This window comes from Mesorhizobium sp. B2-3-15 (genome assembly GCF_006442875.1).
GTDB classification, from domain to species: Bacteria; Pseudomonadota; Alphaproteobacteria; order Rhizobiales; family Rhizobiaceae; genus Mesorhizobium; species Mesorhizobium australicum.
Map to the genome: position 1 here is coordinate 26,109 of NZ_VFVO01000007.1, position 26,621 is coordinate 52,729.

Below are 26,621 nucleotides of genomic sequence, written 5' to 3' on the forward strand. Positions count from 1 at the left end.
CGATCAAGGCGAAAGCTGGTGACAGCATGGGCCGGTTCGGATAATTCGAACCGGCCGCGGGGAACCGTCGGCCGCTGTAACCGCAACGATCATACTGAAGGAAACGGCATGGCGGATTCGCCTGAAATCGTCGGCTCGCTCGAAGACGTCTCGAAAGCCTATTCGGCAATTCTTTGCGATGTCTGGGGGGTGGTGCACAATGGCGAATGGCATTTTCCGGCTGCCGCGGCTGCGCTGGCAGCGGCAAGGGCGGACGGCACTCCTGTCGTTCTGATCACCAATTCGCCGCGCCGCAGCGCCGATGTCGTGGCGCAGATGAGCGTGATCGGCGTTCCGCCATCAGCCTATGACCGTGTGGTGACCTCGGGCGACGTGACCCGTGATCTGATCGCGGAGGGCCCGCGCAAGGTCTTCCACATCGGCGCCGACCGCGATCTGACCCTTTATGACGGCCTCGATGTCGAACTCGTCGAGGAGTTCGAGGCCACCGGTGTGGTGTGCACCGGACTGTTCGACGACGAGGTCGAAAAACCTGACGACTATACGGAACTGCTGCGCCGGTTGCGCGCCAGGAACCTGCCGTTCATCTGCGCCAATCCCGATATCATGGTGGAACGCGGCGAACGGATCATCTGGTGCGCCGGCGCGCTCGCGCGCGACTACGCGCAGCTCGGCGGTCGCACGCTGATCGCCGGAAAACCCTATGCGCCGATTTACGAGGTCGCGATGAAGGAGGTGGCCGAGATCCTCGGCCGGTCGGTTGAGCGTTCGCGAATACTGGCAATCGGCGACGGCATCATGACCGACGTCAAGGGCGCTGCCGACAATGGTTTCGACGTCCTCTATGTCTCTGGCGGCATTCATGCCCGCGACTATGGCGATCCATCCCGGCCGGATCCGGCAAAGCTCGGGCTCTTCCTGGAGCGGCACGGCTATCGTCCGGTGGCCGTGATCGCAAGACTGCAGTAGGTGGCAATGGTCGCGTTCCAGCATCTTACGACAACCGCGCCGCTGCCCGCCGATCTGCGAGGGGGCGTGGTCGCGATCGGCAATTTCGATGGCGTCCACCGCGGCCATCAATCCGTGCTCGAACGGGCATTGGCGGAGGCCGTGCGGCGTGGCGTACCGGCCCTGGTGCTGACCTTTGAACCGCACCCGCGAACGGTTTTCAGGCCTGATCTGCCGCTTTTCGTGCTGACGCCGCCGCCGATGAAGGCGCACCTCCTGTCGCTGCTGGGCTTTGCCGCGCTCGTCGAACAGCCGTTCACGCGCGACTTCGCCTCGCTGTCGGCGGAAGCCTTCGTCACCGATGTGCTGGAGAGGGCGCTGGGCATTACCCACGCCGTGACCGGTTTCGATTTCCATTTCGGCAAGGACCGCCAGGGCGGGCCGGCTTATCTGATGGCTGCCGGCGAGCGCCACGGCTTCGGTGTTACCCTCGTCGACGCCTTTCGCGACGAAGGCGCCGAGGTGGTTTCGTCGAGCCGCATCCGTGCCTTGCTTTGCAAGGGCGAGGTGGCCGAGGCCGCCGGTCTGCTTGGCTATCGCTTTACGGTGGAAAGCGAGGTTGTCGGCGGCCAGCAGCTCGGGCGAACGCTCGGCTTTCCCACAGCCAATATGAGGCTTCCGGCGGAAGCCACGCTCAAGGAAGGGATCTACGCCGTCCGCTTCCGTCGCGCGGACGGTACGCTGCACGACGGCGTCGCCAGCTTTGGCCGCCGCCCGACGGTCGACGACAATGGCGCGCCGCTCCTGGAAACCTTCGTCTTCGATTTTTCCGGCGATCTCTATGGCGAGACTTGCGAGGTGTCGTTCTTCGGCTTCCTGCGCAGCGAGATCAAGTTCGACGGGCTCGACGCATTGGTCGTGCAGATGAAGCGCGATGAAGCCGAGGCCCGCGCGCTGCTTGGCGGCGTCAAACCGCTCTCTGGCCTGGACGCCGCGGTGGCGTTCTGAAGCATGATCCCGAAAGGGGAAACGAGTTTCTATTTCTTCAACGCGAGGCCGACGGCGATGAAGGTCCAGCCCTGGAAGATCAGGTCGATCGCCAGGAACAGTCCGAGCACCCACAGGCTGTTGACCGGCCAGCCCATGGCGATGATCAGGCCCGCGAGCACGCTGATGACGCCCGCCGCGACAATCCAGCCCCAGCCGCGCTCCGGACGGTGGCTGTAGCCGACCCAGGCCCGCAGCGCGCCGGAAGCTACGAGCGCGATGGCCAGCAGGAAGGTCAGCACCGCCGAGGCGAGCAGCGGATTGTCGAAAGCGAAGAACCCTGCGACCGCATAAAGCAGTCCGCTGAGCAGCCAGTAGAAGAAGCGGCCCCAGGTCTTGACCCCGAAAGCATGCATGATCTCGATGATGCCGGCCACCAGCATCAGCCATCCGACAACGTAGACGGAAGCCACCGTGGCGATGAACAGATTGCCGAAGGCTACACCGCCGAGGATCAGCAGCACCACGCCCAGACCGACGAACCATCCCCATTTGTCACGCGTCCGGCCGATCGCGTTCTTCAGAGTATCGCCGTGCAAGGTCATGTCGCCACCTCCATAGAGGACCGCCAGCATGCAGGGAGGTTACCCTCGGCGCCGACCCGCGTCCAGCCGATGGCGGGCGCGATGGTGCAGGCAATGCGCGCTGGATGTCTCGCCCTTAAATCAAATTTTACCAAAGCCTCGTCAAAGCTGTCGCCGCAGGGCAGTTGTATCGTGTTAGTGGAGTGACCATGAGTGAGGTCGGGAAGATTTCTGTAGCCGTGGCTACTGTCGTGCTCGCCATGTCAGGCGCGGCCGAAGCCGGTGATGGCGCTTTCGGCTGGCTGTCCGGCGACTGGTATCTGACGGTCGGCGCGACCGGCCTGGTGGCGCCCAATTTCGAAGGCGGCAAGAAATACATGCTGAGCGCCCAGCCCATCATTTCGCTGGGCAAGGCCGGCCCTGCGGCTCGCTTCACCTCACGCAACGACAATATTTCGCTGGCGCTTGTCGACGACGGCGGCGTCCGTGCAGGCCTGACCGGCAAGTTCCTGTTCTCGCGCGACGACGGCGATGCCGACGAGCTCAGGGGGCTCGACCCGGTCCGCTGGGGCGGCGAGGTCGGCGGCTTCTTCGAATTCTATCCGACGGACTGGATGCGCGCGCGTGCCGAATTGCGGCATGGCATCCGAGCCCATAACGGCTTTGTCGCCGACATCGCCGCCGATGCATTCTACGATGTGACGCCAACCGTCAGGATTTCAGGTGGTCCGCGCGTGTCGTTCGCTTCGGCGAACTATTTCGATGCCTATTACGGTGTCAACGCGCAGGAAGCCGTGGCCTCGGGCCTGAGCCAGTACAATCCCGGCGGCGGCCTGAAATCCGTCGGCCTCGGTGGCGCGGTGACCTGGAAGGTGACCGATCCGATGACTGCCAGCCTGTTTGGCGAATATTCGCGCCTGGAGGGTCCGGCCGCTGATTCCAGCCTGGTCAGGGAGCGTGGCGACCGCAACCAGTTCATGGTCGGCGTGTCGACCACCTACCGCTTCGACTTCAAGATGTAAGCGAATCGAACGAGACGCTTTATTCCTGCGCTCTTCTCCGCTAAAAGCCCAGCAATGACGAGCTTTTTGCGCCTTCACGCGCCAACGATACGAATTACCAGCCCGGTGTTCCCAGCAGCCTGAAGGCTGTAGGAGCCGCCGGGAATATTGCGCGCGGCCTCTCGCGCTTTTCCAGATCATCAAAGCATGTCGCCCCGAGTGGGCCCCGTTTTTGGGAACGGCATGCGTGTAAAATAGAGTTTCACGCCGCAAGCCACGTGGCCCGGCATGCACATGGCAGACCAATGACCGACGAAACCCAATCGAAGATCGACTATTCGAAGACCCTTTATCTGCCGCAGACGGAGTTTCCGATGCGCGCCGGCCTGCCCGAGAAGGAGCCGGTGCTGGTCAAGCGCTGGCAGGACATGGACCTCTACCGCAAGCTGCGCGAGAGCGCGGCGGGGCGTACAAAATACGTGCTGCATGACGGCCCGCCCTACGCCAACGGCAACATCCATATCGGCCACGCGCTGAACAAGATCCTCAAGGACGTTATCACCCGCTCATTCCAGATGCGCGGCTATGACTCGAACTATGTGCCCGGCTGGGACTGTCACGGCCTGCCGATCGAATGGAAGATCGAGGAACAATACCGCGCCAAGGGCAAGAACAAGGACGAGGTGCCGGTCAACGAATTCCGCCAGGAATGCCGTGAATTCGCCGCGCACTGGATCTCGGTGCAGGGTGGAGAGTTCCAGCGTCTCGGTGTCATCGGCGACTTCAAGAACCCTTATACGACCATGGCCTTCCACGCCGAGTCGCGCATCGCGGGTGAATTGTTGAAGTTCGCCATGTCCGGCCAGCTCTACCGTGGTTCGAAGCCGGTGATGTGGAGCGTCGTCGAGCGGACTGCGCTCGCCGAGGCCGAGATCGAGTACCAGGACTACGAGTCCGACACGATCTGGGCGAAGTTTCCGGTGGCCAATCTCGTGGTAGCCAGTGTCGTGGACGGGCAGCCGACGGAGTTCGATCCGGACCTGAGCGGTCGGTCGCTTGACCTGCTGGATGCTCATGTCGTCATCTGGACGACGACGCCGTGGACCATCCCGGGCAATCGCGCCGTCAGCTATTCGCCGCGTGTCGCCTACGGCCTCTACGAGGTGACGGCGGCCGAGAATGCGTTTGGCCCGCAGCCAGGCGAGAAGCTGATCTTTGCCGATGCGCTGGCAGAGGAAAGCCAGGCCAAGGCCAAGGTCACCTTGAAGCGTCTTCACGGCATCAGCGCCGAACAGCTTGGAAATCTTGTACTTTCGCATCCCTTCAAGGGCCTCGGTGGCGGCTATGAATTCCCGGTTGCGATGATTGCCGGCGACCATGTCACCGACGATGCCGGCACCGGCTTCGTGCACACCGCTCCCGGCCATGGCCGGGAGGACTTTGATGCCTGGATCGACGCCGCGCCCGCGCTGCGCCAACGTGGCATCGACACCGAAATCCCGTTCACCGTCGACGATGCCGGCTTCTTCACCAAGGACGCGCCGGGCCTCGGCCCTGACCGCGAAGGCGGACCCGCGCGCGTCATCGACGACAATGGCAAGAAGGGCAACGCCAACCAGGCGGTCATCGACGAGCTGATCAAGCGCAATGCGCTGTTCGCGCGCGGCCGGCTGAAGCACAGCTACCCGCATTCATGGCGTTCGAAGAAGCCGGTCATCTTCCGCAACACGCCGCAATGGTTCGTCTACATGGACAAGGACCTCGGCGACGGCACCACGCTGCGGGGCCGCGCGCTGAAGGCCATCGACGAGACGCGCTTTGTCCCGGCCGCCGGCCAGAACCGCATTCGCGCCATGATCGAGGAGCGCCCGGACTGGGTGCTGTCGCGCCAGCGCGCCTGGGGCGTGCCGATCGCCGTCTTCGCCGACGAGGATGGCAATGTGCTGAAGGATGAGGCCGTCAACCGCCGCATCATGGACGCCTTCGAGGCGGAAGGCGCCGACGCCTGGTTCGCGCCCGGCGCCAAGGAGCGCTTCCTCGGCAATCACGATGCCTCCAAATGGAAGCAGGTGATGGACATTCTCGACGTCTGGTTCGATTCGGGCTCGACACATGTCTTCACCTTGGAAGACCGGCCCGACCTGAAGTGGCCGGCCGACGTCTATCTCGAAGGCTCCGACCAGCATCGCGGCTGGTTCCACTCCTCGCTGCTCGAAAGTTGCGGCACCAGGGGCAGGGCGCCTTACGACACCGTCGTCACCCATGGCTTCACCATGGACGAGGATGGGCGCAAGATGTCGAAATCGCTCGGCAACACGGTCGTGCCGCAGGATGTGATCAAGCAGTCCGGCGCCGATATCCTGCGGCTCTGGGTGGTGACGACCGACTATTGGGAAGACCAGCGCCTCGGCAAGAACGTGCTGCAGACCAACATCGACGCCTATCGCAAGCTGCGCAACACCATACGCTGGATGCTGGGGACGCTCGCCCATGACGATGGTGAGGTCGTTCCCCTGGAGACGATGCCGGAGCTTGAGCGGCTGATGCTGCACCGGCTGGCCGAACTCGACGAGGTGGTACGCCAGGGCTACGACGCCTTCGAGTTCAAGCGCATCACGCGCGCACTGCTCGATTTCATGGTGGTCGAGCTGTCGGCCTTCTATTTCGATATCCGCAAGGACGCGCTCTACTGCGACGGCCCGTCGAGCGTGAAGCGCAAGGCCTCGGTCCAGGTGGTGCGCCATCTCTTCGATTGCCTGGTGAAATGGCTGGCGCCGATGCTGCCCTTCACCATGGAGGAGGCGTGGCTCGAGCGTCATCCCGATGCGATGTCGGTGCATCTCGACCAGTTCCCGCAAATCCCGGCGGGTTGGAGGAACGAGGCGCTGGCGGAGAAATGGCGCAAGGTCAGGCAGGTGCGCCGCGTCGTCACCGGCGCGCTCGAGATTGCGCGTGCCCAGAAGGTGATCGGCTCCTCGCTGGAGGCTGTCCCCGTGGTCACGATCAACGATGCGGCGCTCGAGGCGGCGATATCGGACGTCGACATGGCTGAAATGGCCATCACCAGCGATCTCGTCATTGCCCATGGCGAGGCGCCGCGAACCGCCTTCGCCCTCGATGATGTCAAGGGCGTTGCCGTGGTCGTCGAGAAAGCGGAGGATCGCGGCCTGGTCAAATGCGCGCGTTCCTGGCGCTACACCGCCGATGTCGGGCAGGATTCCGAGTTTCCGGATGTTTCGGCACGGGATGCCGCGGTGCTGCACGAACTGAAAGCGCTGGGAAGGCTCTAGTGCCTGTCGCCCAAAGAAGTGCACAAATGCCACGCCGCGCGGGTGCAAACCCGCCCGTGCGTTGCCCTTAACGAGTGGTTGAGGTAAACACGCGAAACTCCGGAAGACAAATTGTCGCCGGATTTCCGTCGCAAGTGCTTGCACGATGGGGACCGGACACAAGGCCGGTGCGATCGAGAGGTTGTCTAGAGTGGGACTTTTTGGCATGACCGAAAGATATAACGCGCGCCTTGCGCTGCTGGCGCCGCTTGTCGCATCGGGCCTCGCTTTGTCCGGCTGCATGGGCTCTCCGACCTACGGCACCGACAAGACCGCCGCCGAGCAGCTGGCCGGCGATCTTACAGGCGCCGTTTCCTTCGCGCCGAAGCGCAAGGACCCGATCGACTACAAGCCACGTCCCACCCTGGTGAAGCCGGCACCTGGCCAGAAGGAAGCGCTGCCTGCCCCGCAGGAAAGCATCCAGACGGCAAACGCCGGTTGGCCCGAATCGCCCGAGCAGCGCCGCGCGCGCCTGCGCGCCGACGCCACCGCACACCAGAATGATCCGGCCTACCAGTCGGAGATCGTCGATGACGTGCAGACGGATCCGGCTTCGGTGAAAAGGGCGATGGAGGAATCAGGATCCAGCCACCCGCCGGCGTGGAAACCCGCCGATTCCGACAAGGGCCGCGCCGCCGAGATCCAGCGCCGCCTTGCCGAGAGCAAGCAGGGCGATCCGAACACGCGTAAATACCTCAGCGAGCCGCCATTGGCCTACCGTGTCGCCTCCGATGCCGCGCCGCAGAACGAACTCGGCGAAGACGAGTACAAGAAAGAACGCGCTCTCAAGGCAAAGGCCGAGGGTAAGAAGGGCGGCTGGTTCGACTGGTTGCAGTAAGAACAAGTCGCCCAGGTCTTGCGGCGGCCTTGGCTCAGTCTCGACGTCCCCTGAAAAAATCCTTCAGCAGCAGGCCTGCTTCGGTCTCGGCCATGCCCGGATAGATGTCGGGCGTGTGGTGGCAGGTCGGAGAGGCGAAGAAGCGCACGCCGTTGACGACGGCGCCGCCCTTTTCGTCGGCCGCGCCAAAATAGAGACGGCGCAGCCTGGCGAAGGAGATTGCCCCGGCGCACATGGCGCAGGGCTCCAGCGTGACATAGAGATCGTGGCCGGTGAGCCGCTCGCTCGAGAGTTTGCCGCAGGCTTCACGGATCACCAGCATCTCGGCATGGGCCGTCGGGTCCGCAAGCTCGCGCGTGCGGTTGCCGGCACTGGCAATAACCGCGCCGCCATTGGCGATGACCGCGCCGACCGGCACTTCGCCACGCAAGGCTGCCGCTTCGGCCTCTTTTAGCGCCAGGGCCATGAAATCCGGCCTCTTCAAGGGGTTTGTCTTCCCATTATATCCTCGCCACCCGGCGGTGATCCTGTTATGGAGCGCATCAACCCGAAAAATCGGACTCGATTTTCGGAAATGATCATGCGCCAAATCAAAAGTGCTACAGCGTTCGTTGCGCGCCGAACGGATGCGCCACGCTGTAGCAGCGCAAACGGACAAAGGCCACATGGACGACAACGACAAGAAATCACCGCGCAAAGCCGGCCCGGGCAGGAGTGGCCCGAAATCGGCAGGTGCACGTGGCCGCGATGCCGGCAAGGGCGGGAAGCCGTCCTTTGCTGCGAAAAAACCTTATGCGCCACGTGGCGATCGGCCGATGGACGCCGACGGCGACCGGCCGAAGCGGGACTTCAAGGGCGGCGACAGGCCATTCAGCAAGGGACCGCGCCCCGAAGGCAAGCCTTATGAAAAGCGCGAAGGCCCGCGCAAGCCCTATGCGCCGCGTGGCGACCGCCCGATGGCGGCCGAAGGCAAGCGCAAGCCATATGAAAAGCGCGAGGGACCACGCAAGCCCTACGCGCCGCGCGGCGACCGCCCGATGGCAGCCGAAGGCGAACGCAAGCCTTATGAGAAGCGCGAGGGACCACGCAAGCCCTACGCGCCGCGTGGCGACCGTCCGGTTTCTGCATCGGCGGAGGGCGGTGAAAAGCGCTTCGACCGTCCCAAGCGTGATTTCGGAGATCGTCCGAAGCGGGATTTCGCTGACCGTCCAAAGCGTGACTTTGGCGGCGACAGACCCAAGCGTGATTTCGGTGATCGGTCGCAAGGCGCGTCTGGCGGCGGCTTCAAGCCGCGCTCGCGGCCTGCCGAAGCAACGGAAGAAGCCGGCGAGCGCATCGCCAAGCGGCTGGCACGCGCCGGGCTCGCCTCGCGCCGCGACGCCGAGGAGTTGATCGCCGCCGGCCGCGTCAAGGTCAATGGCAAGGTGCTGGCCTCGCCGGCGTTCAACGTCATGTCCAATGACATCATCCATCTCGATGGCATGGAAATCCCGCCGATCGAACGCACGCGCCTGTTCCTGTTCCACAAGCCGGCCGGCGTCGTCACCACCAACCGCGATCCGGAAGGGCGCAAGACTGTCTTCGACGTGCTGCCCGCCGAACTGCCGCGGCTGATGACCATCGGCCGCCTCGATATCAACACCGAAGGCCTGCTGCTGCTGACCAATGATGGCGGCCTGTCGCGCGTACTCGAACTGCCGGCCACTGGCTGGTTGCGCCGCTACCGCGTGCGCGTTCATGGCAAGGTCGAGGAAAGCGCGCTCGCCGGCCTGCGCGAGGGCATTGCCGTCGACGGCGTCTTCTACGGCGCCATCGAAGCCAGCTTGGATCGCGAGCAGGGCTCCAACGCCTGGCTGACGATCGGTCTGCGCGAGGGCAAGAACCGTGAGGTCAAGAACATCCTCGGCGCGCTCGGCCTCGACGTCACGCGGCTGATCCGCATCTCCTACGGTCCGTTCCAGCTCGAGGATCTCGCCGAGGGTCATGTTCTGGAGATCAAGGGCCGGGTGCTGCGCGACCAGCTCGGCGAGCGCCTGGTCGAGGAATCCGGCGCCAATTTCGACGCCGAGATAACAAAACCGTTTTCCAATCAGCCGGTGCGGCGTACCGAAGTCCGAGAAGTCGAGCCCGAACGGCCGAAGTTTACGCGAGACGGCGAGCGCCGGCCGATCGGCGAGGGTGGGCTGATCAAGAACCGCAAACGCCGGGAAGGCAGCCGCGACGAGGCGCTCGGCAAACTGTCGACGAGCCCCGACAGGGGTGAGAGACCAGAAAAGAGCTTCGGCGATCGCGGTCCGCGACCGGAGCGCGGCGGCTTTGGCGATAAGCCGCGTGGAAGTTTTGGCGACAAGCCGCGCGGTGGATTCGGTGACAAGCCTCGCGGCGGCGGCAAGAAACCCGAGCGCGAGCAACGGCCGATCGAGCCGCCCGGCCAGCGCAAGGCCAATGTCTGGATGGCGCCGGGAGCCCGGCCGATCGGCAAGGGCAGGGCGGAGGCCGATGCGGCCAAGGCGGCCGAGAACAAGGCACGCAAGGCCTCGTTCAAGCCGTCTTATGGCAAGCCCGCCGGCAAGCCAGGTGGCGCGAAACCGTTCGGCAAGCCGCGTGGCGAGCGTCCAGGAGGCGCCGGTGGCGGCGAGCGGCCGCGCGGCGGCCCCAAGGGCCCCCGGACAAGATGAGAATCGTCGGCGGTGAGTTTCGCGGGCGTCTGCTGGCGACGCCCCGCAGCAGCGCCATCCGCCCGACGACCGATCGCACCCGCGAGGCCGTCTTCAACGTTCTGGCGCATCGCTTTGCCGGGCAACTGGACGGCGCGCGCGTGCTCGACCTGTTCGCTGGCACCGGCGCGCTTGGCCTGGAAGCCCTGTCGCGCGGGGCATCCTATGGCGTCTTCATCGAGGAATCGGCCGAGGGCCGTGGTCTGATCCGCGACAATGTCGAAGCCTTCGGCCTGACCGGACGCACCAAGATCTTCCGCCGCGACGCAACCGGCCTTGGCGAGGCGGGCACGCTGGCGCCGTTCGGCCTGGTCTTTGCCGATCCGCCCTATGGCAAGGGCCTTGGCGAGCTAGCCCTGCGGTCGGCCCAGGCCGGCGGCTGGCTGCGGCCAGGCGCACTCTGTGTGGTCGAGGAGACGGCGGTGGTTCCCTTCGAGCCAGGCCCGGGCTTTTCCGTGCTTGATGAGCGCAACTATGGCGAGACCGTGATCCGCTTCATCGAAGCTGCCTGAGAGGCCTGCTTTCAGCCGTGGCCTCTTTGCCGCCGCCTTTGCCGGCAACATGACCAACAATTCACTTTGCTTGTCGCCAGCGCCTTGCCTATCGTCGCTGCATGAAACCGGAGCCATCGATGACATCAAGGACTGAATGGCTTCGGGCCACGCTGCTGGCGACGTCGCTGGCATTGTTCATGACCGCCCCCGTCCTGGCGGACGGCCCCGTATTGCCAAGCACAGTGCCGGCCGAGTTCAAGGTCACGGACTTCCTGCTCGACAACGGCATGGAAGTGGTCGTCATTCCCGATCACCGCGCGCCGATCGTCACCCACATGGTCTGGTACAAGATCGGCAGCGCCGACGAGCCGCCGGGCAAATCCGGCATCGCCCATTTCTTCGAGCATCTGATGTTCAAGGCCACGGCCCACCACGCGGCCGGCGAGTTCGACCGCGCCGTCTCCGACATTGGCGGCTCCAACAACGCCTTCACCTCCTACGACTACACCGCTTTCCACGAGACGGTGGCACCGTCGGCGCTCGAGCTGATGATGAGCTTCGAAGCCGACCGCATGCGCAACCTCATCCTCACCGATGACGTCATCAAGACCGAGCGCGATGTCATCCTGGAGGAGCGCCGCTCGCGCATCGACAACAATCCGCAGGCCGTGCTCGACGAAGAGGTCGATGCCACGCTATGGCAGAACCAGCCCTATCGCATCCCGGTCATCGGCTGGATGCAGGAGATGGAGCAGCTGAACCGCACCGACGCGGTGGCGTTCTACAACAAATACTACCGGCCCAACAACGTCGTGCTGATCGTGACCGGCGATGTCGAACCGGACACGGTGAAGGCGCTGGCCGAAAAGACCTATGGCAAGGTGGCCCGCGGGCCGGACCTGCCGCCGCGCGTCCGTCCGGTCGAGCCGGAGCAGAACACCAGGCGCACGGTCACGCTCTCCGACGCTCGCGTCAGCGTGCCGAGTTTCTCGACACAATGGGTCGTGCCCTCCTATCACACTGCGAAGCCCGGCGAGGCCGAAGCGCTCGATCTGCTGGCCGAGATCCTCGGCGGCGGCAACCGCAGCCGGCTTTACCAGGCCCTTGTCGTCAAGCAGGGCATTGCTTCCGGCGCCGGTGCGTACTTCCAGGGCACCATGCTCGACGACACCAATTTCACTGTCTACGGCGCGCCGCGCGGTGACGCCAAGCTGGCCGACGTCGAAGCCGCGGTCGATGCGGAAGTGGCGCGCATCGCCAGCGACGGCGTCACCCCGGACGAGCTCGAAAAAGCCAAGGACCGCTATGTCAGGTCGATGATCTTTGCTCGCGACAAGCAGGATTCCATGGCCAACATCTATGGCTCGACGCTTGCCACCGGCGGCAACGTCCAGGATGTGCAGCAATGGCCGGACCGCATCCGCAAGGTCACCACCGACGAGGTCAAGGCCGTTGCCGCGCGCTATCTGGTATTGGCCCGCTCCACGACCGGCTATCTCTTGCCGCAGCAACAGGCGGGGAATTGATGATGACGAACCAGTTTAGCGGCGCGTTGACCTCTCCCCGCCAGGCTCTCCCTTCTCCCCTCGCGCGAGAAGGGAAGGCCCTCCACGCCCTCGCAACCTTCTTCCTCTCCGTCCTCTTCCTGGTTCTGCCGGCGCTTGCCGCCCGCGCCATGGAGATCCAGTCCGTTACCTCCTCGAAAGGCGTCACGGCCTGGCTGGTCGAGGACTATTCCGTGCCGGTGGTCGCCGTCCGCTTCGTCTTCGGCGGCGGCTCGACGCAGGATCCGGTGGGGAAGGAAGGTCTCGCCAACCTGATGACCGGCCTGTTCGACGAGGGTGCCGGCCCGCTCGACTCGGAAGCCTTCCAGATCAAGCTCGATGATGCCGGGGCCGAAATGAGCTTCGACGAGACCCGCGATGGCATCTACGGTTCCATGCGCATGCTGGCCGAACAGCGCGACGAAGCCTTCGACCTGTTGCGTCTGGCGGTCAATGAGCCGCGCTTCGACCAGGCGCCGATCGACCGCATCCGCGCGCAGGTCCTGTCCGGCATCATCGCCAACGAGAACGATCCCGACACGGTGGCGCAGAACCGGTGGGCGCGCGCCGTCTATGGCGACCACCCTTATTCGCGTTCCGACCAGGGCACCAGGCAGAGCATCGCCGCCGTCACGCAGGCCGATCTCGAGGCCCTGCACAAGGCGGTGTTCGCGCGCGGCGGCTTGCATGTCGCCGTGGTCGGGGCCATCGACCCCGAGACCCTGAAGAAGAAGCTCGACATGGTGTTCGGCGACTTGCCGCGGGACCAGGCGCTCGCTCCTGTAGCCGATATCGAGCCCAAGCTGGCCCAGCATATCGAGGTCAATTACGACCTGCCGCAGACATCGCTGCAGCTCGCCTGGCCGGGCGTGAAGCGCAAGGCGACGGATTTCTTCCCGGCGGTGCTGATGAATGAGATCCTCGGCGGTGGAACTTTCACCTCGCGCCTGTTCCAGGAGGTGCGCGAAAAGCGCGGGCTCGCCTACAGCGTCAATTCCTCTCTGGTCAACCAGGACCATGCCAATGCGCTGATCGTCACCACTGGGACGCGCTCCGATCGCGCGGCCGAGACGCTCGCTATCGTGCGCGACGTCGCCAAGCGCCTGGCCGAGGATGGCCCGACCGAAGCCGAACTGGCGGCGACCAAGAAATATCTGATCGGCGCCTATGCGATCAGCAATCTGGATTCGTCGAGTTCTATCGCCGCCACGCTTGTCGAGCTGCAGATTGACGATCTCGGCATCGACTACATGCAGCGCCGGGCCGGCTATATCAACGCGGTGACGATCGATCAGGTCAAGGCGGCGGCGAAGAAGCTGCTGACGACCGAGCCGACCATCATGGTGGTCGGGCCGCCGCTGGCGGGAGCCGGCAAGGGATGAGCCCCACTTTCGGCATAGCGTTCGGCGGTGGCGGCGCGCGCGGTCTGGCGCATATCCATGTCATCGAGGCGCTGGACGAGCTCGGCATCAAGCCGGTGGCGATAGCCGGCTCGTCGATCGGCGCCATCATGGGCGCCGGCATGGCCTCGGGCATGACCGGCAAGGATATCCACGACTATGCCCGCTCGATCCTCGGCCGCCGCGCCGAGGTGGCGAGCCGCATGTGGCGGGCGCGGCCGGGCACGATCGCGGAAGCCATGCAAAATGGCATCCGCGTCAGCCAGTTCAATGTCGAGCGCATCCTGAAGGCGTTTCTGCCCGAGGCTATTCCCGAATCCTTCGCCGGATTGAAAATCCCGCTGAAGGTGACAGCAACCGACTATTTCGGCCACAAGCTCGCCGTGTTCGACGATGGCGACCTGCATTCCGCCCTTGCTGCCTCTGCCGCCATTCCTGCCGTCTTCCGTCCGGTGACGCGCGACGGCAGGCTGCTGATCGACGGCGGCATCTACAACCCCGTGCCCTTCGACCTGATCGAGAAGGATGCCGATATCATCATCGGCGTCGACGTGGTTGGCGCGCCGGAAGAGGCCGACCGCAAGCAGCCGACCTCCGTCGACCTGATGTTCGGCGCCACGCAATTGATGATGCAGTCGATCATCGCCAACAAGCTGAAACAGTGCCAGCCCGACATACTGGTCCGCCCGGCGGTGTCGAAATACCGCGTCCTCGATTTCCTGAAGATCGAGGCCCTGATGAGCGAGACGGTTGAAATCAAGGATCGGCTGAAGCGGGAGGTGGAGGTCGCAATTGAACGGCGTTCCGCCAAGGTCGAAGCAAAAAGGACAAGAACACCAGCCAGGTCGTGATCGCAGTCAGCGAGACTGCGAGGCTATTTTGTGCCGTGTCGGCGGGGCATCAATGCCGAGGCGGCAACAATGCCTCCGCTTCGCTCAGTCCTTCGCCCGCTCCACATAGGATCCGTCCGCAGTCATCACCACGACGCGGGTGCCAGGCGCGATGTGCGGCGGCACGGTGGTGCGCACACCGTTGGAAAGCACGGCCGGCTTGTAGGAAGACGATGCCGTCTGGCCCTTGGTCGTCGGCTCGGTCTCGACCACTTCGAAGGTGGCGCGCTGCGGCAGCACCAAGGCGATAGCGATGCCGTTGAACTGTGACACCTGCACCGGCATGCCTTCCTTCAGATAGGGCGCCGCGTCGCCGACCACGGCTTCCGACACCGCCACCTGGTCGTAGGTTTCCGGGTTCATGAAGTGATAGCCTTCGCCATCGGCGTAAAGGAAGGTGTGCTCGCGCTCCTCGACATAGGCGCGCTCCACCTGTTCGGTGGTGCGGTAGCGCTCCGACACCTTCACCCCGTCTCCGATGCGGCGCATATCGAGCTGCGTCACGGGCGTGCCCTTGCCTGGGTGGATGTTTTCGGCAAAGAGGATCACATAAAGCTTGCCGTCCTTGTCGACGACATTGCCTTTGCGGAGTGAACTGGCGATGACTTTCACCACGGTTTTAAATCCTGCGAGAGTTGACTGGCGTTTGCCGGCTTGCGCGGCGCTGAATGGGGGCCTAGCGCATCTTGGCGCGAACCGCCAGCCCCCTCGGCGAACCGAAGCGCGCTGATGACCGCCGCGTCGCCCTGGTGGACGCCGCATGTCCATGCCGACCGCCGTCCGCGCCTGATGCTGCGCAACGGGATGACGGCTGCCTTGCGCGACTGGTTCGCCCGCAACGAATTCATCGAGGTGGAGACGGCGGCGCTGCAGGTCTCGCCCGGCAACGAGGCGCATCTGGCGGCCTTCGCCACCGAAGCGGTCGGGCCGGATGGCGCCCGCTCGCCGCTTTATCTCCACACCTCGCCGGAATTCGCCTGCAAGAAACTGCTTGCGGCGGGGGAGCAGCGCATTTTCAGCCTGGGAGCCGTCTACCGCAACCGCGAGCGCGGTCCCTTGCATCATCCCGAATTCACCATGCTCGAATGGTATCGGGTGGGCGAGACCTATGAAAGCCTGATGCGCGATTGCGGCGATCTGCTGGCGCTGGCCGCGACACGGGCAGGGGCCACGCACTTCTCTTTCAGGGGCCGCGACTGCGATCCGTTTTCCGAACCGGAGCGGCTGACCGTGGCGGACGCCTTCAGCCGCCACGCCGGGATCGATCTGCTGGCCACGGTCGCGCCCGATGGCGGCACGGACCGGGACGCGCTGCATGCCGCTCTGATCCAGGCCGGTCTGCGCACCGCGCCTGACGACAGGTGGGCCGATTTGTTCAGCCGCGTGATGGTGGAAAAGATCGAACCCAATCTCGGCATCGGCCGCGCGACCATTCTTTGCGAGTACCCGGTCGCCGAGGCGGCACTGGCGCGGCCGAGCCCGAGGGATCCGCGCGTCGCCGAACGCTTCGAGCTCTATTGCTGCGGCGTCGAGCTCGCCAACGGCTTTGGCGAACTGACCGACGCGGCCGAGCAACGCCGGCGCTTCGTCATCGAGATGGACGAGAAAGAGCGCGTTTATGGTGAGCGCTACCCGCTGGACGAGGACTTCCTCGCCGCGTTGGCCATCATGCCGCAGGCCAGCGGCATCGCGCTCGGCTTCGATCGGCTGGTGATGCTGGCGACCGGCGCGCAGAAGATCGAGGACGTGATCTGGACTCCGGTCGCGGCATCTTGAAGACGGGCTGCCGCCCCTTTGATCTCAATGCGCGAATACCTGCTCCAGCGAGCGAAAGCCCTTGAATTCCAAGGCATTGCCCGAGGGATCCCGGATAAACAATGTCGCTTGTTCGCCGGGCTCGCCCTTGAAGCGGACCATCGGCCGCTCCAGCCAGTCTATGTCGTCGCGCGCTTCCAGCCGTGTCGCCAGACGCTGCCAGTCGTCCATCAAGAGCACAGCGCCGAAATGCGGGATCGGCACCAAAATGCCGTCGACCTTGCCGTCGCTTGCAGCTTGCGCGGCCTGCGGCCGCAAATGCGCCGACATCTGGTGGCCGTAGAGGTCGAAATCGACCCAGGTCGCCGACGAGCGGCCGATCGCACAGCCCAGTACCTCGCCATAGAAAGTTCGGGTTTCATCGAGATCACGGACTGGAAAGGCAAGATGGAAAGGCGTCATGGCGAAGGCTCCAGATAGGCAAAAACCGCGACGTCCGCTCTTTGCGGGCGCTTCGATGGCGATTTGGTCGCAACATCCTGATTGCCCTTCGGCCATTGCACAAGCGGCAGTGGAACAATAGATGGTGCGGCAGCACCTGCCTTCCGGACAGGCTGAAGAAAACAGGATCAAGTGCATGACCGACAAGCTCGACGCCGCGAAATTGACGGACCGTGTCGCGGCCCTGGTCGAGGCCGCCAAACGCGCTGGCGCCGATGCCGCGGACGCCGTCGCGGTGCGTGGCCGCTCGACCGGTGTTTCGGTGCGGCTTGGCAAGGTCGAAAACACAGAGGCGTCCGAGGGCGACGACGTTTCGCTGCGGGTGTTCGTCGGCCAGCGTGTGGCCAGTGTATCGGCCACCGCAGTGTCCGATCCGAAAGCCCTTGCCGAGCGCGCCGTCGCCATGGCCAAAGTGTCCCCCGAGGATCCCTACCAGGGTCTTGCCGACCCCGCGCTGCTCGCCAGACAGACGCGCGATCTGGACCTGTTCGATGCAACCGAAGTGTCGGCGGACCAGTTGAAGGAGGCGGCCCTTGCGGCCGAGGCGGCGGCTCTCGCCGTCAACGGCGTAACCAATTCGGCCGGCAGCAATGCCAGCGCCGGGCTCGGCGGGCTGGTTCTGGCCACCTCGCACGGTTTTCTCGGCCAGTATGTCGCCTCGCGCTTTTCGCGCTCGGCCAGCGTGATCGCCGGCGAGGGCACCGGCATGGAACGCGACTACGAATTCTCCTCGCGCCAGCATTTTGCCGATCTCGACGCGGCCGAGGATATCGGCCGCCGGGCCGGCGAACGGGCCGTGCGTCGCCTTGGCGCGCGCAAGGCGGCGACCGGATCGGTCGACGTGGTGTTCGACCCGCGCGTCGCGCGCGGCATTGCCGGCCATATCGCCGGGGCCATCAACGGCGCTTCCGTCGCGCGAAAAACCTCGTTCCTGCGCGACATGATGGGCAAGCAGGTGGCCGCGTCCGCCATCACCGTCACCGACGAGCCGCTGCGGCGCCGTGGCCAGGCCTCGCGCCCATTCGATGGCGAAGGCGTCGAGGGCGAGAAGCTCCTGATGATCGAAAAAGGCGTCCTCAATCACTGGTTCCTATCGACATCGGCGGCCCGGGAGCTCGGCCTCGTCACCAACGGGCGCGGCACGCGCGGCGGCTCCTCCGTCTCACCGTCTTCCACCAATCTTGCCATCGAGCCAGGCGAAAGGTCGCCGGAAGACCTGATCGGCTCGCTCAAGAGCGGCTTCTACGTCACCGAAGTGTTTGGCCAGGGCGTAGACATGCTCACCGGCGAATACAGCCGCGGCGCTTCGGGCTTCTGGATCGAAAATGGGGCGCTTGCCTATCCGGTCGCCGAAGTCACCATCGCCTCGAACCTGAAGACGATGTTCCTCAACATGATGCCCGCGAATGACCTTGATCGCAATTTCGGCACCGCCGCCCCGACGCTCCTGATCGAAGGCATGACCCTTGCCGGAGCATGAGCTGACCACCGCCGGTGCCGATCTGGACCTGCCGCTGCTGCGCGACGCCGCCCGCGAGGCGGGTCTCATCGCCATGCGCTACTTCGGCAATAATCCGCAGGTCTGGATGAAGGGCGGCACCTCGCCGGTCAGCGAAGCCGATCATGCCGCCGATGCGTATCTGCGCCAGACGTTGCTTGCGGCACGGCCGGATTATGGCTGGCTGTCGGAAGAGACGGCCGACGACCCGGCGCGGCTTTCGGCGCGCCGCACCTTCGTTGTCGACCCGATCGACGGTACGCGCGGCTTCCTTGAAGGCCAGCGCGCCTGGTGCGTCAGCGTCGCCGTCGTCGAGAATGGCCGCACGCTCGCCGGCGTGCTCGAATGCCCGGCGATGGACGAGACCTATTCCGCGCTGCCAGGCCAGGGCGCATTCCGCAACGGCAAGCGCATTGCGGTGCGCAAGCCAGGCGACAAGCCCGAGATTTCCGGCCTGAAGCAGTTGATCGACCTGATGCCGGCCGGCTGGCAGAAGCGGCTGCAACGGGCGCCCTACAGCCCTTCGCTTGCCTACCGCCTGGCGATGATCGCCAATGGCACGCTCGACGGCACCTTCGTCAAGCCGAACGCGCATGACTGGGACATTGCAGCCGCCGACCTCATCCTGCGCGAGGCAGGTGGCCAGCTGCTCGACCCGCACGGCCACGCACCGCTCTATGCCGGCGAGGTGACCCGCCACGGTGCGCTCGCGGCCGGCAGCGGCGAACTGCTGGCCGTGCTGGTCGACGTCATTGCCGGGCTGGATGGCTGAAAGCGTTTTCGAAGGTTCCAAAGTCGGCGGCTTTGGTCTAGACCTGTCACAAACTCACGATATGTGAAGGACCGACATGGCCGCGGAAGACGGAAAGAAACAGCTTTTGCATCTGGTATTCGGCGGCGAACTGAAGAAGCTTGGCGGCACCGAGTTCCGCGATCTCGATGCGCTCGACATCGTCGGCGTCTATCCGGATTATCAATCCGCGCACACGGCGTGGAAAGCCAAGGCGCAGGCCAGCGTGGACAATGCTCATATGCGTTATTTCGTCGTTCATCTGCACCGTCTGCTGGATCCCGATAGCAAGGCCACCGGTTGACTTCGATGGAGCATGATCTGGCGAAAGAGCCAGCCGGCGAGGCCGCGCCCACGGGCAGGGGCCGCAGCCGTACGACCAAGGCCTTCTGGCGCAGGATTCGCGAACCGCTCGCGCAGTCGCGATTCGTCAAGAACGCCATTGCCAGCCTGCTCGCGCAGTTCGTGCGGCTGGTTCGCGCGACCAGCCCCCTGGTCGCCGGATCGGCGCGCTTTTCGGGCGGCGCCTATGCCGAGTTCGAGCCGGGGATCATTGCTCTGTGGCATGGCCAGCATCTTTTGACGCCGGCCTATTACCCCAAGCGCAAGCCGCTGGTTGCCATGGTGTCGCGTAGCGCCGATGCCGAGCTCAACGCCCTGATGCTGGAGAAATTCGGCATCGAGGCGGTGCGCGGTTCGGGCGGGCGCGACAATGCCAGGCATCTCGACAAGGGCGGGGCCAAGGCGCTCATCGCCCTCAAAAAGTCGCTCACATCAGGCAAGAACGTCGCCATGATCGCAGACATTCCCCATGGTACCCCGCGCGATGCAGGGCTCGGTATCGTTCTCCTGGCTCGCCTCTCCGGCCGGCCGCTGCTGCCCGTCGCCATCGCCACCAGCCGCCGCAAGGTGCTGGAAAAGAGCTGGGACAAGACCACTATCAACCTGCCCTTCGGCCGCTCCGCCGTGACCATCGGCACGCCGATCTTCGTGGCGGCGGATGCCGATGACGCCGAAATGGAGCGCAAGCGCCAGGAAATCACCACCGCCCTCAATGCCGCGACCGCCGAGGCCTACCGCCTCGTGGATGCTCCGCGGTGAGCGGCCGCTGGGCCCGCACCATGTTGTCGGCATACCGTTTTGCCGGCGCGGCAGCCTATCCGCTGGTCGGGCCTTATGTCGCCTGGCGCACCTCGCGCGGCAAGGAAGACCGCAATCGCCGGCGCGAGCGCTACGGCGTCGCCGGACGGCCGCGCCCCGAGGGCCCGGTGATTTGGATCCATGCCGCGAGCGTCGGCGAGACCTTGGCCGTCGTGCCGCTTGTCGAAAGCATCCTCGACTATGGCGTCAACATCGTGCTGACGACCGGTACGGTCACCTCGGCCCAGGTCGTCGACGAGCGGCTCGGCGACCGCATCATTCACCAATATGTGCCACTCGATCTGAAGCCGGCGGTCAGCCGCTTCCTCGATCACTGGAAACCCGATCTGGCGATCATCGCCGAATCCGAGATATGGCCGATGACCATCCTCGAACTTGGTGCCCGCCACGTGCCGCAGGTGCTGGTCAATGGCCGGCTCTCCGATCGCTCCTTCATGTCTTGGAAGAAGCGGGCCAACATCGCCGAGGCCCTGTTCGAGAATCTGGCCCATGTCGTTGCCCAGTCCGACGTCGACGGCGAGCGTTTTCGGGCGCTCGGCGCCCGGCCGGTCACGGTGTCGGGCAATCTCAAGGTCGACACCAACCCGCCGCCGGTCGACTTGCGAGCGCTTGGCACATTGCAGCGGCAGATCGGCGATCGGCCGACCTGGGCGGCGATCTCGACCCATGATGGCGAGGAAGTGGTCGCCGCGGAAGTTCACGCGACGCTGCACAGGCGTCACCACGGCCTTTTGACGATCGTCGTTCCGCGCCATCCCGATCGGGCCGAAGCCCTTGCCGCGCAGATTTCCGGCATGGGCCTTAAAGTCGCGCGGCGCAGCAAGGGCGACCGTATCGGGGCCGATACCGATATCTTGCTTGGCGATACGATCGGCGAAATGGGCTTGTATCTCCGGTTGACCGAAATCGCTTTCGTCGGCCGCTCGCTGACCTCCGAAGGCGGCCAGAATCCGCTTGAGCCGGCCATGCTCGACACCGCCGTTCTCGCCGGGCGCAACGTGCAGAATTTTCGCGAGGCCTATCAGCGCCTGCTCGACAGCGGCGGCGCCAAGCTGGTGCGCGACCGCGACATGCTGGCCGGCGCCGTCAATTTCCTCCTGACCAACGAAGTGGCGCGCCACGAGATGATGGCGGCGGGGATCGCGACTGTCGAAGAGATGCGCGGCGCACTGGCACGCACGCTCAAATCGCTCGAACCCTATATCCAGCCGCTGGTGGTCAAGGCGCGCCTGAAGGGCGCCAACGGGCGTTAGAATGGCCTCCGAAGCACCGCCATTCTGGTGGGAAGAGCCGGACTGGAAGGTCCTGGCGCTGTCGCCGCTGTCGGCTGTCTACGCGCTGGTTGCCGGTCGCGGCATGCGGCGGGCCCGGCGCGAGAAGATCCAGGCGCCGGTTCTGTGTATCGGCAATTTCACCGTCGGCGGCACCGGCAAGACGCCGGTGGCGATCGCGCTCGCCCAACAGGCCAAGCGCATGCATCTGAAGCCCGGGTTCCTGTCGCGCGGCCACGGCGGTTCCTTCGCCGAGCCGCATGTCGTCGATGTCAGCCATGACAGCGCCAGGCATGTCGGCGACGAACCGCTGCTGCTGGCCGAACATGCCCCGGTGGCGGTGACGCCGAACCGTGCCGCCGGCGCCCGGCTGCTGCTGGAAAAACACGGTTGCGATTTCCTGATCATGGACGACGGCTTTCAGAGCGCGCGCATCCACATCGATTATGCGCTGGTCGTGGTCGATGCCCGCTACGGGATCGGCAATGGCCGCGTCATCCCGGGCGGTCCACTCAGGGCCAAGATCGTCGACCAGCTGGTTTTCACCAGCGGGCTGCTGAAGATGGGCGAGGGCACGGCCGCCGACGCCGTGGTCCGCCGAGCCGCGCGTGCCGGCCGGCCGATCTTCGAGGCCCACACGGAGCCGAGCAGCACGGCCGGGCTTGCCGGAAAGCGGTTCCTGGCCTTTGCCGGCATCGGTCATCCCGAAAAGTTCTTCGACACGGTGCGTGACGCCGACGGCGAAGTGGTCCTGTCCAGGCCCTTCCCGGACCATCACTTCTACGCCGAGGACGAGCTTGCCGAACTGGCCGCGACGGCACGCGCCGAAGGCCTTGGCCTGATCACCACCGCCAAGGACGCCGCCCGGCTGCGTCACGGCGCCCCGCAGGACTTTCTCGACCGTCTCGACGTGCTGGAAATCGACACGGTGTTCGAGCTTGATCACGTGCCCGAACGCATCATCGAGGAAACGCTCGATGCCTGGCGGCAGCGCAAGCTGAGAAACTAACGCTATTCCAGGAAAAGTGCGTAGCGGTCTTCAGTAAGGAATTGCGTAAAACAAAGAAGGAGAGCGGGTCAGATTCTATCATAGACTGAGCCGCTTTTAACTCCGTTTGCGCAACTCCGGATGCACCTCGATTTCGCGGCGCAGCGATGCGGTGGCGTTCACGTAGGGTTCCTGCCTGGCGACGCTCCAGTATTTCAGCTCGTCCAACGGGATGTTTTCGCCCGTCACTGCGCAGCGCACGAACGAGCCCGGGCTGGTGACCTGGAAATCGCCATCGAGATAGCGGATGCGGGCTTCCTTGCCGCCCGGGCCTTCGAAACGGTTCATCATGCAACGGCACTTGAGTTCATCGGGATTCAATCGCCATAAATCGTGGGCAAGGTCAAGCTTGGCGCAATGCTCATATAATATTGCGGTATGGCACAATGGTTGTCAGGAAGCGCCATGGACATCGCCAATGCCAGTATGACGTCTTTGCTGAAAGAAGCGCTCATTCCCGGGCCGGTGCCTTCGCCCAGGGCCGATCCCGCGACCGCGGCTCTGGTCAAGGCGCTCGTCCAGCCGGCGGCGCCCGCGATGGTGCAATCGGCGCAGTTCGCCGCCCAGGCGCTGCAAGGCTCGCTACCGCGGCCGGCCGGTCAAACCTCGCAACGCCTGTCCTCCCCCGAGATCGAGGATGCCTACCGGGCCGTCATGGAACCTGACGCCGCCACCCACCATGCATTGGCACGAGCCTCGACGGGTGGGGCAGGGACGGACACCGATCAGGCTTCGCGCGGCTTCGCTCCGCCGCGGATAACGGCCAACGACAGCACCCCCAAACTCGCGGCGCCGCCGGCCCTATCCACATTCTCGCCGGCCGTGGTGCTGGTCGCGGCCAATGTCAACGCGCCGCAACCGCGCGGCGCCTCCATCCGTCCAGCGGGCCATGCTCCCCGATCCGAGCCAGTTCCGTCGTCGCTGTGGACGATATCGATCGTGACGGCCATCGTCTCGGCCGCAACCACCACGATCGTGCTTTTGCTGTTCCGTTAAGCGAGTATCACGCGATTTCCAGCAGCGGCCGTCACGTATTCTCCGAGATGCGTCAGAGCCTAATCCTCATCCTGCAGGAAAGCTTCCAGCCTTGCCGAAGCAAGCCCGGCCTGTTCGGCAATGCGCCTGGCGAGATCCGCGGCGGCCGCGCGCGGCCGGCCCACCGGACGATCCAGCCAGTAGGAAACGGGATTGAGCACGGTGCGATCGTCAACGGCGACGAGGCGGCCGGACTGTATCTGGTGCTCGGTGAGCGGCGGCCGCGCCAGCGCGATGCCGAGGCCATGAGCCGCTGCATCGAGCACCAGATTGTAATCCTCGAAACGACGGTCTTGCGGGCGCGGCCGGTAGTCCATGTCCTGCGCGGCCAACCAGGCGCGCCAGCCCGAAGCGTCGGAATCGTTGATCAGCGGGAATTTGAGCAGCCGGGCTGGATCGCCGCTGCCGATCTCCCGTGCGAGGCCCGGCGAGGCGATCGGGAAGAGATATTCTTCGAACAGTTGCACCGAGACACGGCCCGGGATGCGGCCGCGACCGCAGCGCACCGACAGATCGATGCCTTCGTCGGCGAGATCGGCCTGGCGGTTGTCGACATCGAGCACGATGCGCAGGCGGGTGGGATCGTTCTCCAGCGCCGCCATGCGCGGCATCAGCCACAGGCCGCTCACCGAAGGAATGGAGGCCAGGCGCACCACCGCGGTGCCGCGCGGCTCCACCCACCGGTCGGAATTGACCGAGATCAGCGCGAAGGCTTCGGTGGTCCTGAGATGCAGTCGATTGCCTTCGTTGGTCAGCGTCACGCCGCGCGCGCCGCGCTCGAAAACCTTCAGGCCAAGCCAGTCCTCGAGTTTGGCGACCTGCCGGCTGACCGCGCCATGTGTGAGGTTGAGTTTTTCGGCGGCGGCCGAGAAGCTCCCCGTGCGCGCCGCCGCGTCGAAAGCGCGCAACGTCTCCAAGGGCAGCATACTGTTCGAGCTGTGATCCATGCTCACAGGTGACCCTCGATTTGGTCGTTTGTCAATTGACCTGGAAAGGCGTTTCCTGCTCCCGAGACCTGAAGAATCCGAGGCACTGGGATGAGCATGACGACAGGCACGTTGAATTCGACACAGCGGATGGACACCACGGCCGCCATTGCCGTGGCGCTGACGGTGATCGGCTGGGCCTCCGCCTTCCCGGCGATCCGGGCCGGGCTCGCCGCCTTTCAGCCGCTGGAGCTTGGCGCCCTGCGCTTTGCCATCGCCGCCGTGCCGGCGGCGATCTTCCTTGCCGTCAAGCGTCCGGCTCTGCCCAGGATTGGCGATCTCTGGCGCTTCGCCTTTGGCGGCGCCATTTTCGTCGCGCTCTACACGGCGATGCTCAATTTTGGCGAACTGACGGTCTCGGCCGGAGCGGCGGGCTTCATCATCAATGTCAGTCCCATCTTTACCGCCATCATGGCAATGGCGCTGCTCGGCGAGCGCTTCTCCGGCCTGGCCTGGATCGGCACGGTCATCTCCTTCGCCGGCATCGGCATCATCGCCGTCGCCGACGGGCATGGCCTTCATTTCAATGCCGGCGCGCTGCTGGTACTTGGCTCGGCCCTCTGCTCGGCCGTCAACACCATCGTCCAGAAGCCGCTGTTTGCCCGTCATCATCCGCTAACGATCGCGGCGTCCAACATGGTGCTCGGCGCGCTCTGCCTGGCGCCCTTCCTGCCCACCGCTCTGCAGCAGGCCGCTGTCGCCAACACTGCCGGCGTCGGCGCCGTCATCTATCTCGGCATCGTGCCGAGCCTGGTTGCCTATGCGGCGTGGGCAACCGCGCTGTCGCGCCTGCCGGCGGCGCGTGCCTCGAACTTCCTCTATCTGGTCTCGCCGATGTCGGCCCTGATCGGCTTCTTCTGGCTGGGCGAGGTGCCGACGCTGCTCGGCATCCTCGGCGGCGCGCTGGCGCTCGGCGGTGTCATCGTGGTGAATTTGAAACGCTAATTCAAAAGCTTGCGATCTTTCCCTGACTCGTGTCGGGAACCACCGATTTCATCGCCAGTTGACGGCTGCCGCAAGGCAAGGCAACTGTCACGCAGTCTTGGCGGATGGTCGTCGCGGGCGCTGCGAGGTCGGGATGGGAAGACGTTTTATCTCAACGGTCGTTTGCTTGTTGCTGCTTAACGCGAAAGCCGTCGCGGGTTGGTACCACGTGGAAAACTACGAGGGTTTCCTCGGGCCGTCTCCCATCCATTTCTCCATACAGACATATGATAGCTTAGGCAGCGCGCCAAAGGTCGATGGAAGCTACTTCTACGACGCGAAGCAGAGCCCGATTGCGCTGTATGGCACGGTCACCGGCACCAAGTTCGTGCTTTGCGAGATTTCAGACGACAAGGAATTCTATCGGATAATTGTGCAGGGGCCGAGACCCGCTGTGGATACCACAAGCTGCCCATTCTCCCTCGACCTCAATGGAAACGCTGTGACCGGAAGCTGGAGCAAGGGCACGGATAGATATCCCGTCACCCTCAAGAAAATAGCGAGCCTGGATGACACCGGCGAGGCGAAGATCGACGGCACCGTCGAGATTTCCTTCTGGGCGCAGACAGCCACCGACAGGTTTTCGGGAATTTACACGAATACCAGCGCCGGCCTCTGCATGGAAAAAATGCGTGTCATCAAAAAGAGCAGCCGCAAGGTTGTCCAGGAAATTACCTTCGCCGATGATGACGTGTGCAGTGCCGGCATGCTGATGACGACCATCTATATGAACGTCGAGAAATGGGTGGAGCGAGGCAAGGACGTCATTTCCGTGAATTTTCGAGGCGGTGGCGCCGGAACCGCGGTCGATTACGTCTTCAATTCACGGACAAGGAAATATCAGCGGAGGAAATGAGGGC

The 26,621-nt window shown here is 64.5% G+C and carries 26 protein-coding genes; 20 read left to right on the forward strand and 6 right to left on the reverse strand.

Annotated elements, in window-relative coordinates; genetic code table 11:
• Positions 1–108 precede the first annotated feature (108 nt).
• Both FJ954_RS15475 and FJ954_RS15480 read left to right on the forward strand, forming a co-directional pair.
• Positions 109–969, forward strand: a complete 861-nt coding sequence (locus FJ954_RS15475; RefSeq protein WP_140661878.1) for a TIGR01459 family HAD-type hydrolase — start codon at positions 109–111, stop codon at positions 967–969.
• A 6-nt stretch (positions 970–975) separates the two neighbouring features.
• Complete coding sequence (locus FJ954_RS15480; RefSeq protein ID WP_140662075.1) at positions 976–1,956, forward strand: bifunctional riboflavin kinase/FAD synthetase; 981 nt, start codon at positions 976–978, stop codon at positions 1,954–1,956.
• 29 nt (positions 1,957–1,985) lie between these two features.
• On the opposite strand, the gene FJ954_RS15485 is transcribed toward FJ954_RS15480, so the two are convergent.
• Positions 1,986–2,540, reverse strand: coding sequence for an HdeD family acid-resistance protein (locus tag FJ954_RS15485; RefSeq protein ID WP_015318363.1), 555 nt, complete (start codon positions 2,538–2,540; stop codon positions 1,986–1,988).
• A gap of 188 nt (positions 2,541–2,728) precedes the next feature.
• Here FJ954_RS15485 and FJ954_RS15490 point away from each other — a divergent pair, with 188 nt between their 5' ends.
• From FJ954_RS15490 to FJ954_RS15500, 3 genes are all read left to right on the forward strand, one after another.
• On the forward strand, positions 2,729–3,541 hold the full coding sequence (locus FJ954_RS15490) for a MipA/OmpV family protein (protein WP_140617137.1): 813 nt from the start codon (positions 2,729–2,731) through the stop codon (positions 3,539–3,541).
• Positions 3,542–3,825: 284 nt separating this feature from the next.
• Positions 3,826–6,810 carry an isoleucine--tRNA ligase gene (gene ileS, locus FJ954_RS15495; protein WP_140661879.1) on the forward strand — a complete coding sequence of 995 codons (2,985 nt, stop codon included), beginning with the start codon at positions 3,826–3,828 and terminating at the stop codon, positions 6,808–6,810.
• 205 nt (positions 6,811–7,015) lie between these two features.
• Positions 7,016–7,687, forward strand: coding sequence for a hypothetical protein (locus tag FJ954_RS15500; protein ID WP_015318360.1), 672 nt, complete (start codon positions 7,016–7,018; stop codon positions 7,685–7,687).
• Between the two features lie 34 nt (positions 7,688–7,721).
• On the opposite strand, the gene FJ954_RS15505 is transcribed toward FJ954_RS15500, so the two are convergent.
• Positions 7,722–8,171 carry a nucleoside deaminase gene (locus FJ954_RS15505; RefSeq protein WP_041163474.1) on the reverse strand — a complete coding sequence of 150 codons (450 nt, stop codon included), beginning with the start codon at positions 8,169–8,171 and terminating at the stop codon, positions 7,722–7,724.
• Between the two features lie 181 nt (positions 8,172–8,352).
• On the opposite strand from FJ954_RS15505, the gene FJ954_RS15510 reads away from it, so the two are divergent.
• From FJ954_RS15510 to FJ954_RS15530, 5 genes are all read left to right on the forward strand, one after another.
• Entirely contained in the window at positions 8,353–10,365 is a 2,013-nt protein-coding gene (locus FJ954_RS15510) for a pseudouridine synthase (protein WP_140661880.1), read from the forward strand.
• A complete protein-coding gene (gene rsmD, locus FJ954_RS15515; RefSeq protein WP_140661881.1) occupies positions 10,362–10,916 on the forward strand; it encodes a 16S rRNA (guanine(966)-N(2))-methyltransferase RsmD in 555 nt (184 codons plus the stop codon). The genes FJ954_RS15510 and rsmD overlap by 4 nt, the downstream gene beginning before the upstream one ends.
• Positions 10,917–11,035: 119 nt before the next feature.
• On the forward strand, positions 11,036–12,424 hold the full coding sequence (locus FJ954_RS15520) for a pitrilysin family protein (protein ID WP_015318356.1): 1,389 nt from the start codon (positions 11,036–11,038) through the stop codon (positions 12,422–12,424).
• A 2-nt stretch (positions 12,425–12,426) separates the two neighbouring features.
• Entirely contained in the window at positions 12,427–13,824 is a 1,398-nt protein-coding gene (locus tag FJ954_RS15525) for a pitrilysin family protein (RefSeq protein WP_140661882.1), read from the forward strand.
• Positions 13,821–14,693 carry a patatin-like phospholipase family protein gene (locus FJ954_RS15530; protein WP_140617132.1) on the forward strand — a complete coding sequence of 291 codons (873 nt, stop codon included), beginning with the start codon at positions 13,821–13,823 and terminating at the stop codon, positions 14,691–14,693. Before FJ954_RS15525 ends, FJ954_RS15530 begins: the two co-directional genes overlap by 4 nt.
• A gap of 84 nt (positions 14,694–14,777) precedes the next feature.
• On the opposite strand, the gene efp is transcribed toward FJ954_RS15530, so the two are convergent.
• The gene (gene efp, locus FJ954_RS15535; protein ID WP_015318353.1) at positions 14,778–15,347 is read right to left on the reverse strand and encodes an elongation factor P; all 570 of its coding nucleotides are present in this window, start codon (positions 15,345–15,347) and stop codon (positions 14,778–14,780) included.
• Positions 15,348–15,461: 114 nt separating this feature from the next.
• On the opposite strand from efp, the gene epmA reads away from it, so the two are divergent.
• The gene (gene epmA / locus FJ954_RS15540; RefSeq protein ID WP_140661883.1) at positions 15,462–16,508 is read left to right on the forward strand and encodes an EF-P lysine aminoacylase EpmA; all 1,047 of its coding nucleotides are present in this window, start codon (positions 15,462–15,464) and stop codon (positions 16,506–16,508) included.
• A gap of 24 nt (positions 16,509–16,532) precedes the next feature.
• On the opposite strand, the gene FJ954_RS15545 is transcribed toward epmA, so the two are convergent.
• Positions 16,533–16,949, reverse strand: a complete 417-nt coding sequence (locus tag FJ954_RS15545; RefSeq protein WP_027042200.1) for a VOC family protein — start codon at positions 16,947–16,949, stop codon at positions 16,533–16,535.
• 175 nt (positions 16,950–17,124) lie between these two features.
• On the opposite strand from FJ954_RS15545, the gene FJ954_RS15550 reads away from it, so the two are divergent.
• The 6 genes from FJ954_RS15550 to lpxK all read left to right on the forward strand — a co-directional run bounded on the left by FJ954_RS15550 (position 17,125) and on the right by lpxK (position 22,717).
• The gene (locus FJ954_RS15550) at positions 17,125–18,468 is read left to right on the forward strand and encodes a TldD/PmbA family protein (RefSeq protein WP_140661884.1); all 1,344 of its coding nucleotides are present in this window, start codon (positions 17,125–17,127) and stop codon (positions 18,466–18,468) included.
• Positions 18,455–19,258: a 3'(2'),5'-bisphosphate nucleotidase CysQ gene (locus tag FJ954_RS15555; protein ID WP_140661885.1), complete on the forward strand. Its 804-nt coding sequence runs from the start codon at positions 18,455–18,457 to the stop codon at positions 19,256–19,258. The genes FJ954_RS15550 and FJ954_RS15555 overlap by 14 nt, the downstream gene beginning before the upstream one ends.
• Before the next feature lie 76 nt (positions 19,259–19,334).
• The gene (locus FJ954_RS15560; protein ID WP_140661886.1) at positions 19,335–19,580 is read left to right on the forward strand and encodes a DUF4170 domain-containing protein; all 246 of its coding nucleotides are present in this window, start codon (positions 19,335–19,337) and stop codon (positions 19,578–19,580) included.
• Positions 19,581–19,585: 5 nt separating this feature from the next.
• A complete protein-coding gene (locus FJ954_RS15565) occupies positions 19,586–20,377 on the forward strand; it encodes a lysophospholipid acyltransferase family protein (protein ID WP_140617128.1) in 792 nt (263 codons plus the stop codon).
• Positions 20,374–21,690, forward strand: a complete 1,317-nt coding sequence (waaA, locus tag FJ954_RS15570) for a lipid IV(A) 3-deoxy-D-manno-octulosonic acid transferase (protein WP_015318346.1) — start codon at positions 20,374–20,376, stop codon at positions 21,688–21,690. Before FJ954_RS15565 ends, waaA begins: the two co-directional genes overlap by 4 nt.
• A 1-nt stretch (position 21,691) precedes the next feature.
• Positions 21,692–22,717 (forward strand): tetraacyldisaccharide 4'-kinase, encoded by a 1,026-nt coding sequence (gene lpxK / locus FJ954_RS15575; protein ID WP_140661887.1) that lies wholly within the window; start codon positions 21,692–21,694, stop codon positions 22,715–22,717.
• A gap of 96 nt (positions 22,718–22,813) precedes the next feature.
• On the opposite strand, the gene FJ954_RS15580 is transcribed toward lpxK, so the two are convergent.
• A complete protein-coding gene (locus tag FJ954_RS15580) occupies positions 22,814–23,047 on the reverse strand; it encodes a DUF2093 domain-containing protein (RefSeq protein WP_010915490.1) in 234 nt (77 codons plus the stop codon).
• Between the two features lie 114 nt (positions 23,048–23,161).
• Between FJ954_RS15580 and FJ954_RS15585 the strand changes: the two genes are divergently transcribed.
• Positions 23,162–23,752, forward strand: coding sequence for a hypothetical protein (locus FJ954_RS15585; protein WP_140661888.1), 591 nt, complete (start codon positions 23,162–23,164; stop codon positions 23,750–23,752).
• Positions 23,753–23,811: 59 nt separating this feature from the next.
• Here FJ954_RS15585 and FJ954_RS15590 read toward each other — a convergent pair whose 3' ends face one another.
• A complete protein-coding gene (locus FJ954_RS15590; RefSeq protein WP_083883064.1) occupies positions 23,812–24,738 on the reverse strand; it encodes a LysR substrate-binding domain-containing protein in 927 nt (308 codons plus the stop codon).
• A gap of 90 nt (positions 24,739–24,828) precedes the next feature.
• Here FJ954_RS15590 and FJ954_RS15595 point away from each other — a divergent pair, with 90 nt between their 5' ends.
• Both FJ954_RS15595 and FJ954_RS15600 read left to right on the forward strand, forming a co-directional pair.
• Positions 24,829–25,722, forward strand: a complete 894-nt coding sequence (locus tag FJ954_RS15595; RefSeq protein ID WP_140661889.1) for a DMT family transporter — start codon at positions 24,829–24,831, stop codon at positions 25,720–25,722.
• A 133-nt stretch (positions 25,723–25,855) separates the two neighbouring features.
• Positions 25,856–26,617 (forward strand): hypothetical protein, encoded by a 762-nt coding sequence (locus tag FJ954_RS15600; RefSeq protein ID WP_015318341.1) that lies wholly within the window; start codon positions 25,856–25,858, stop codon positions 26,615–26,617.
• The last annotated feature ends 4 nt before the right edge of the window (positions 26,618–26,621 follow it).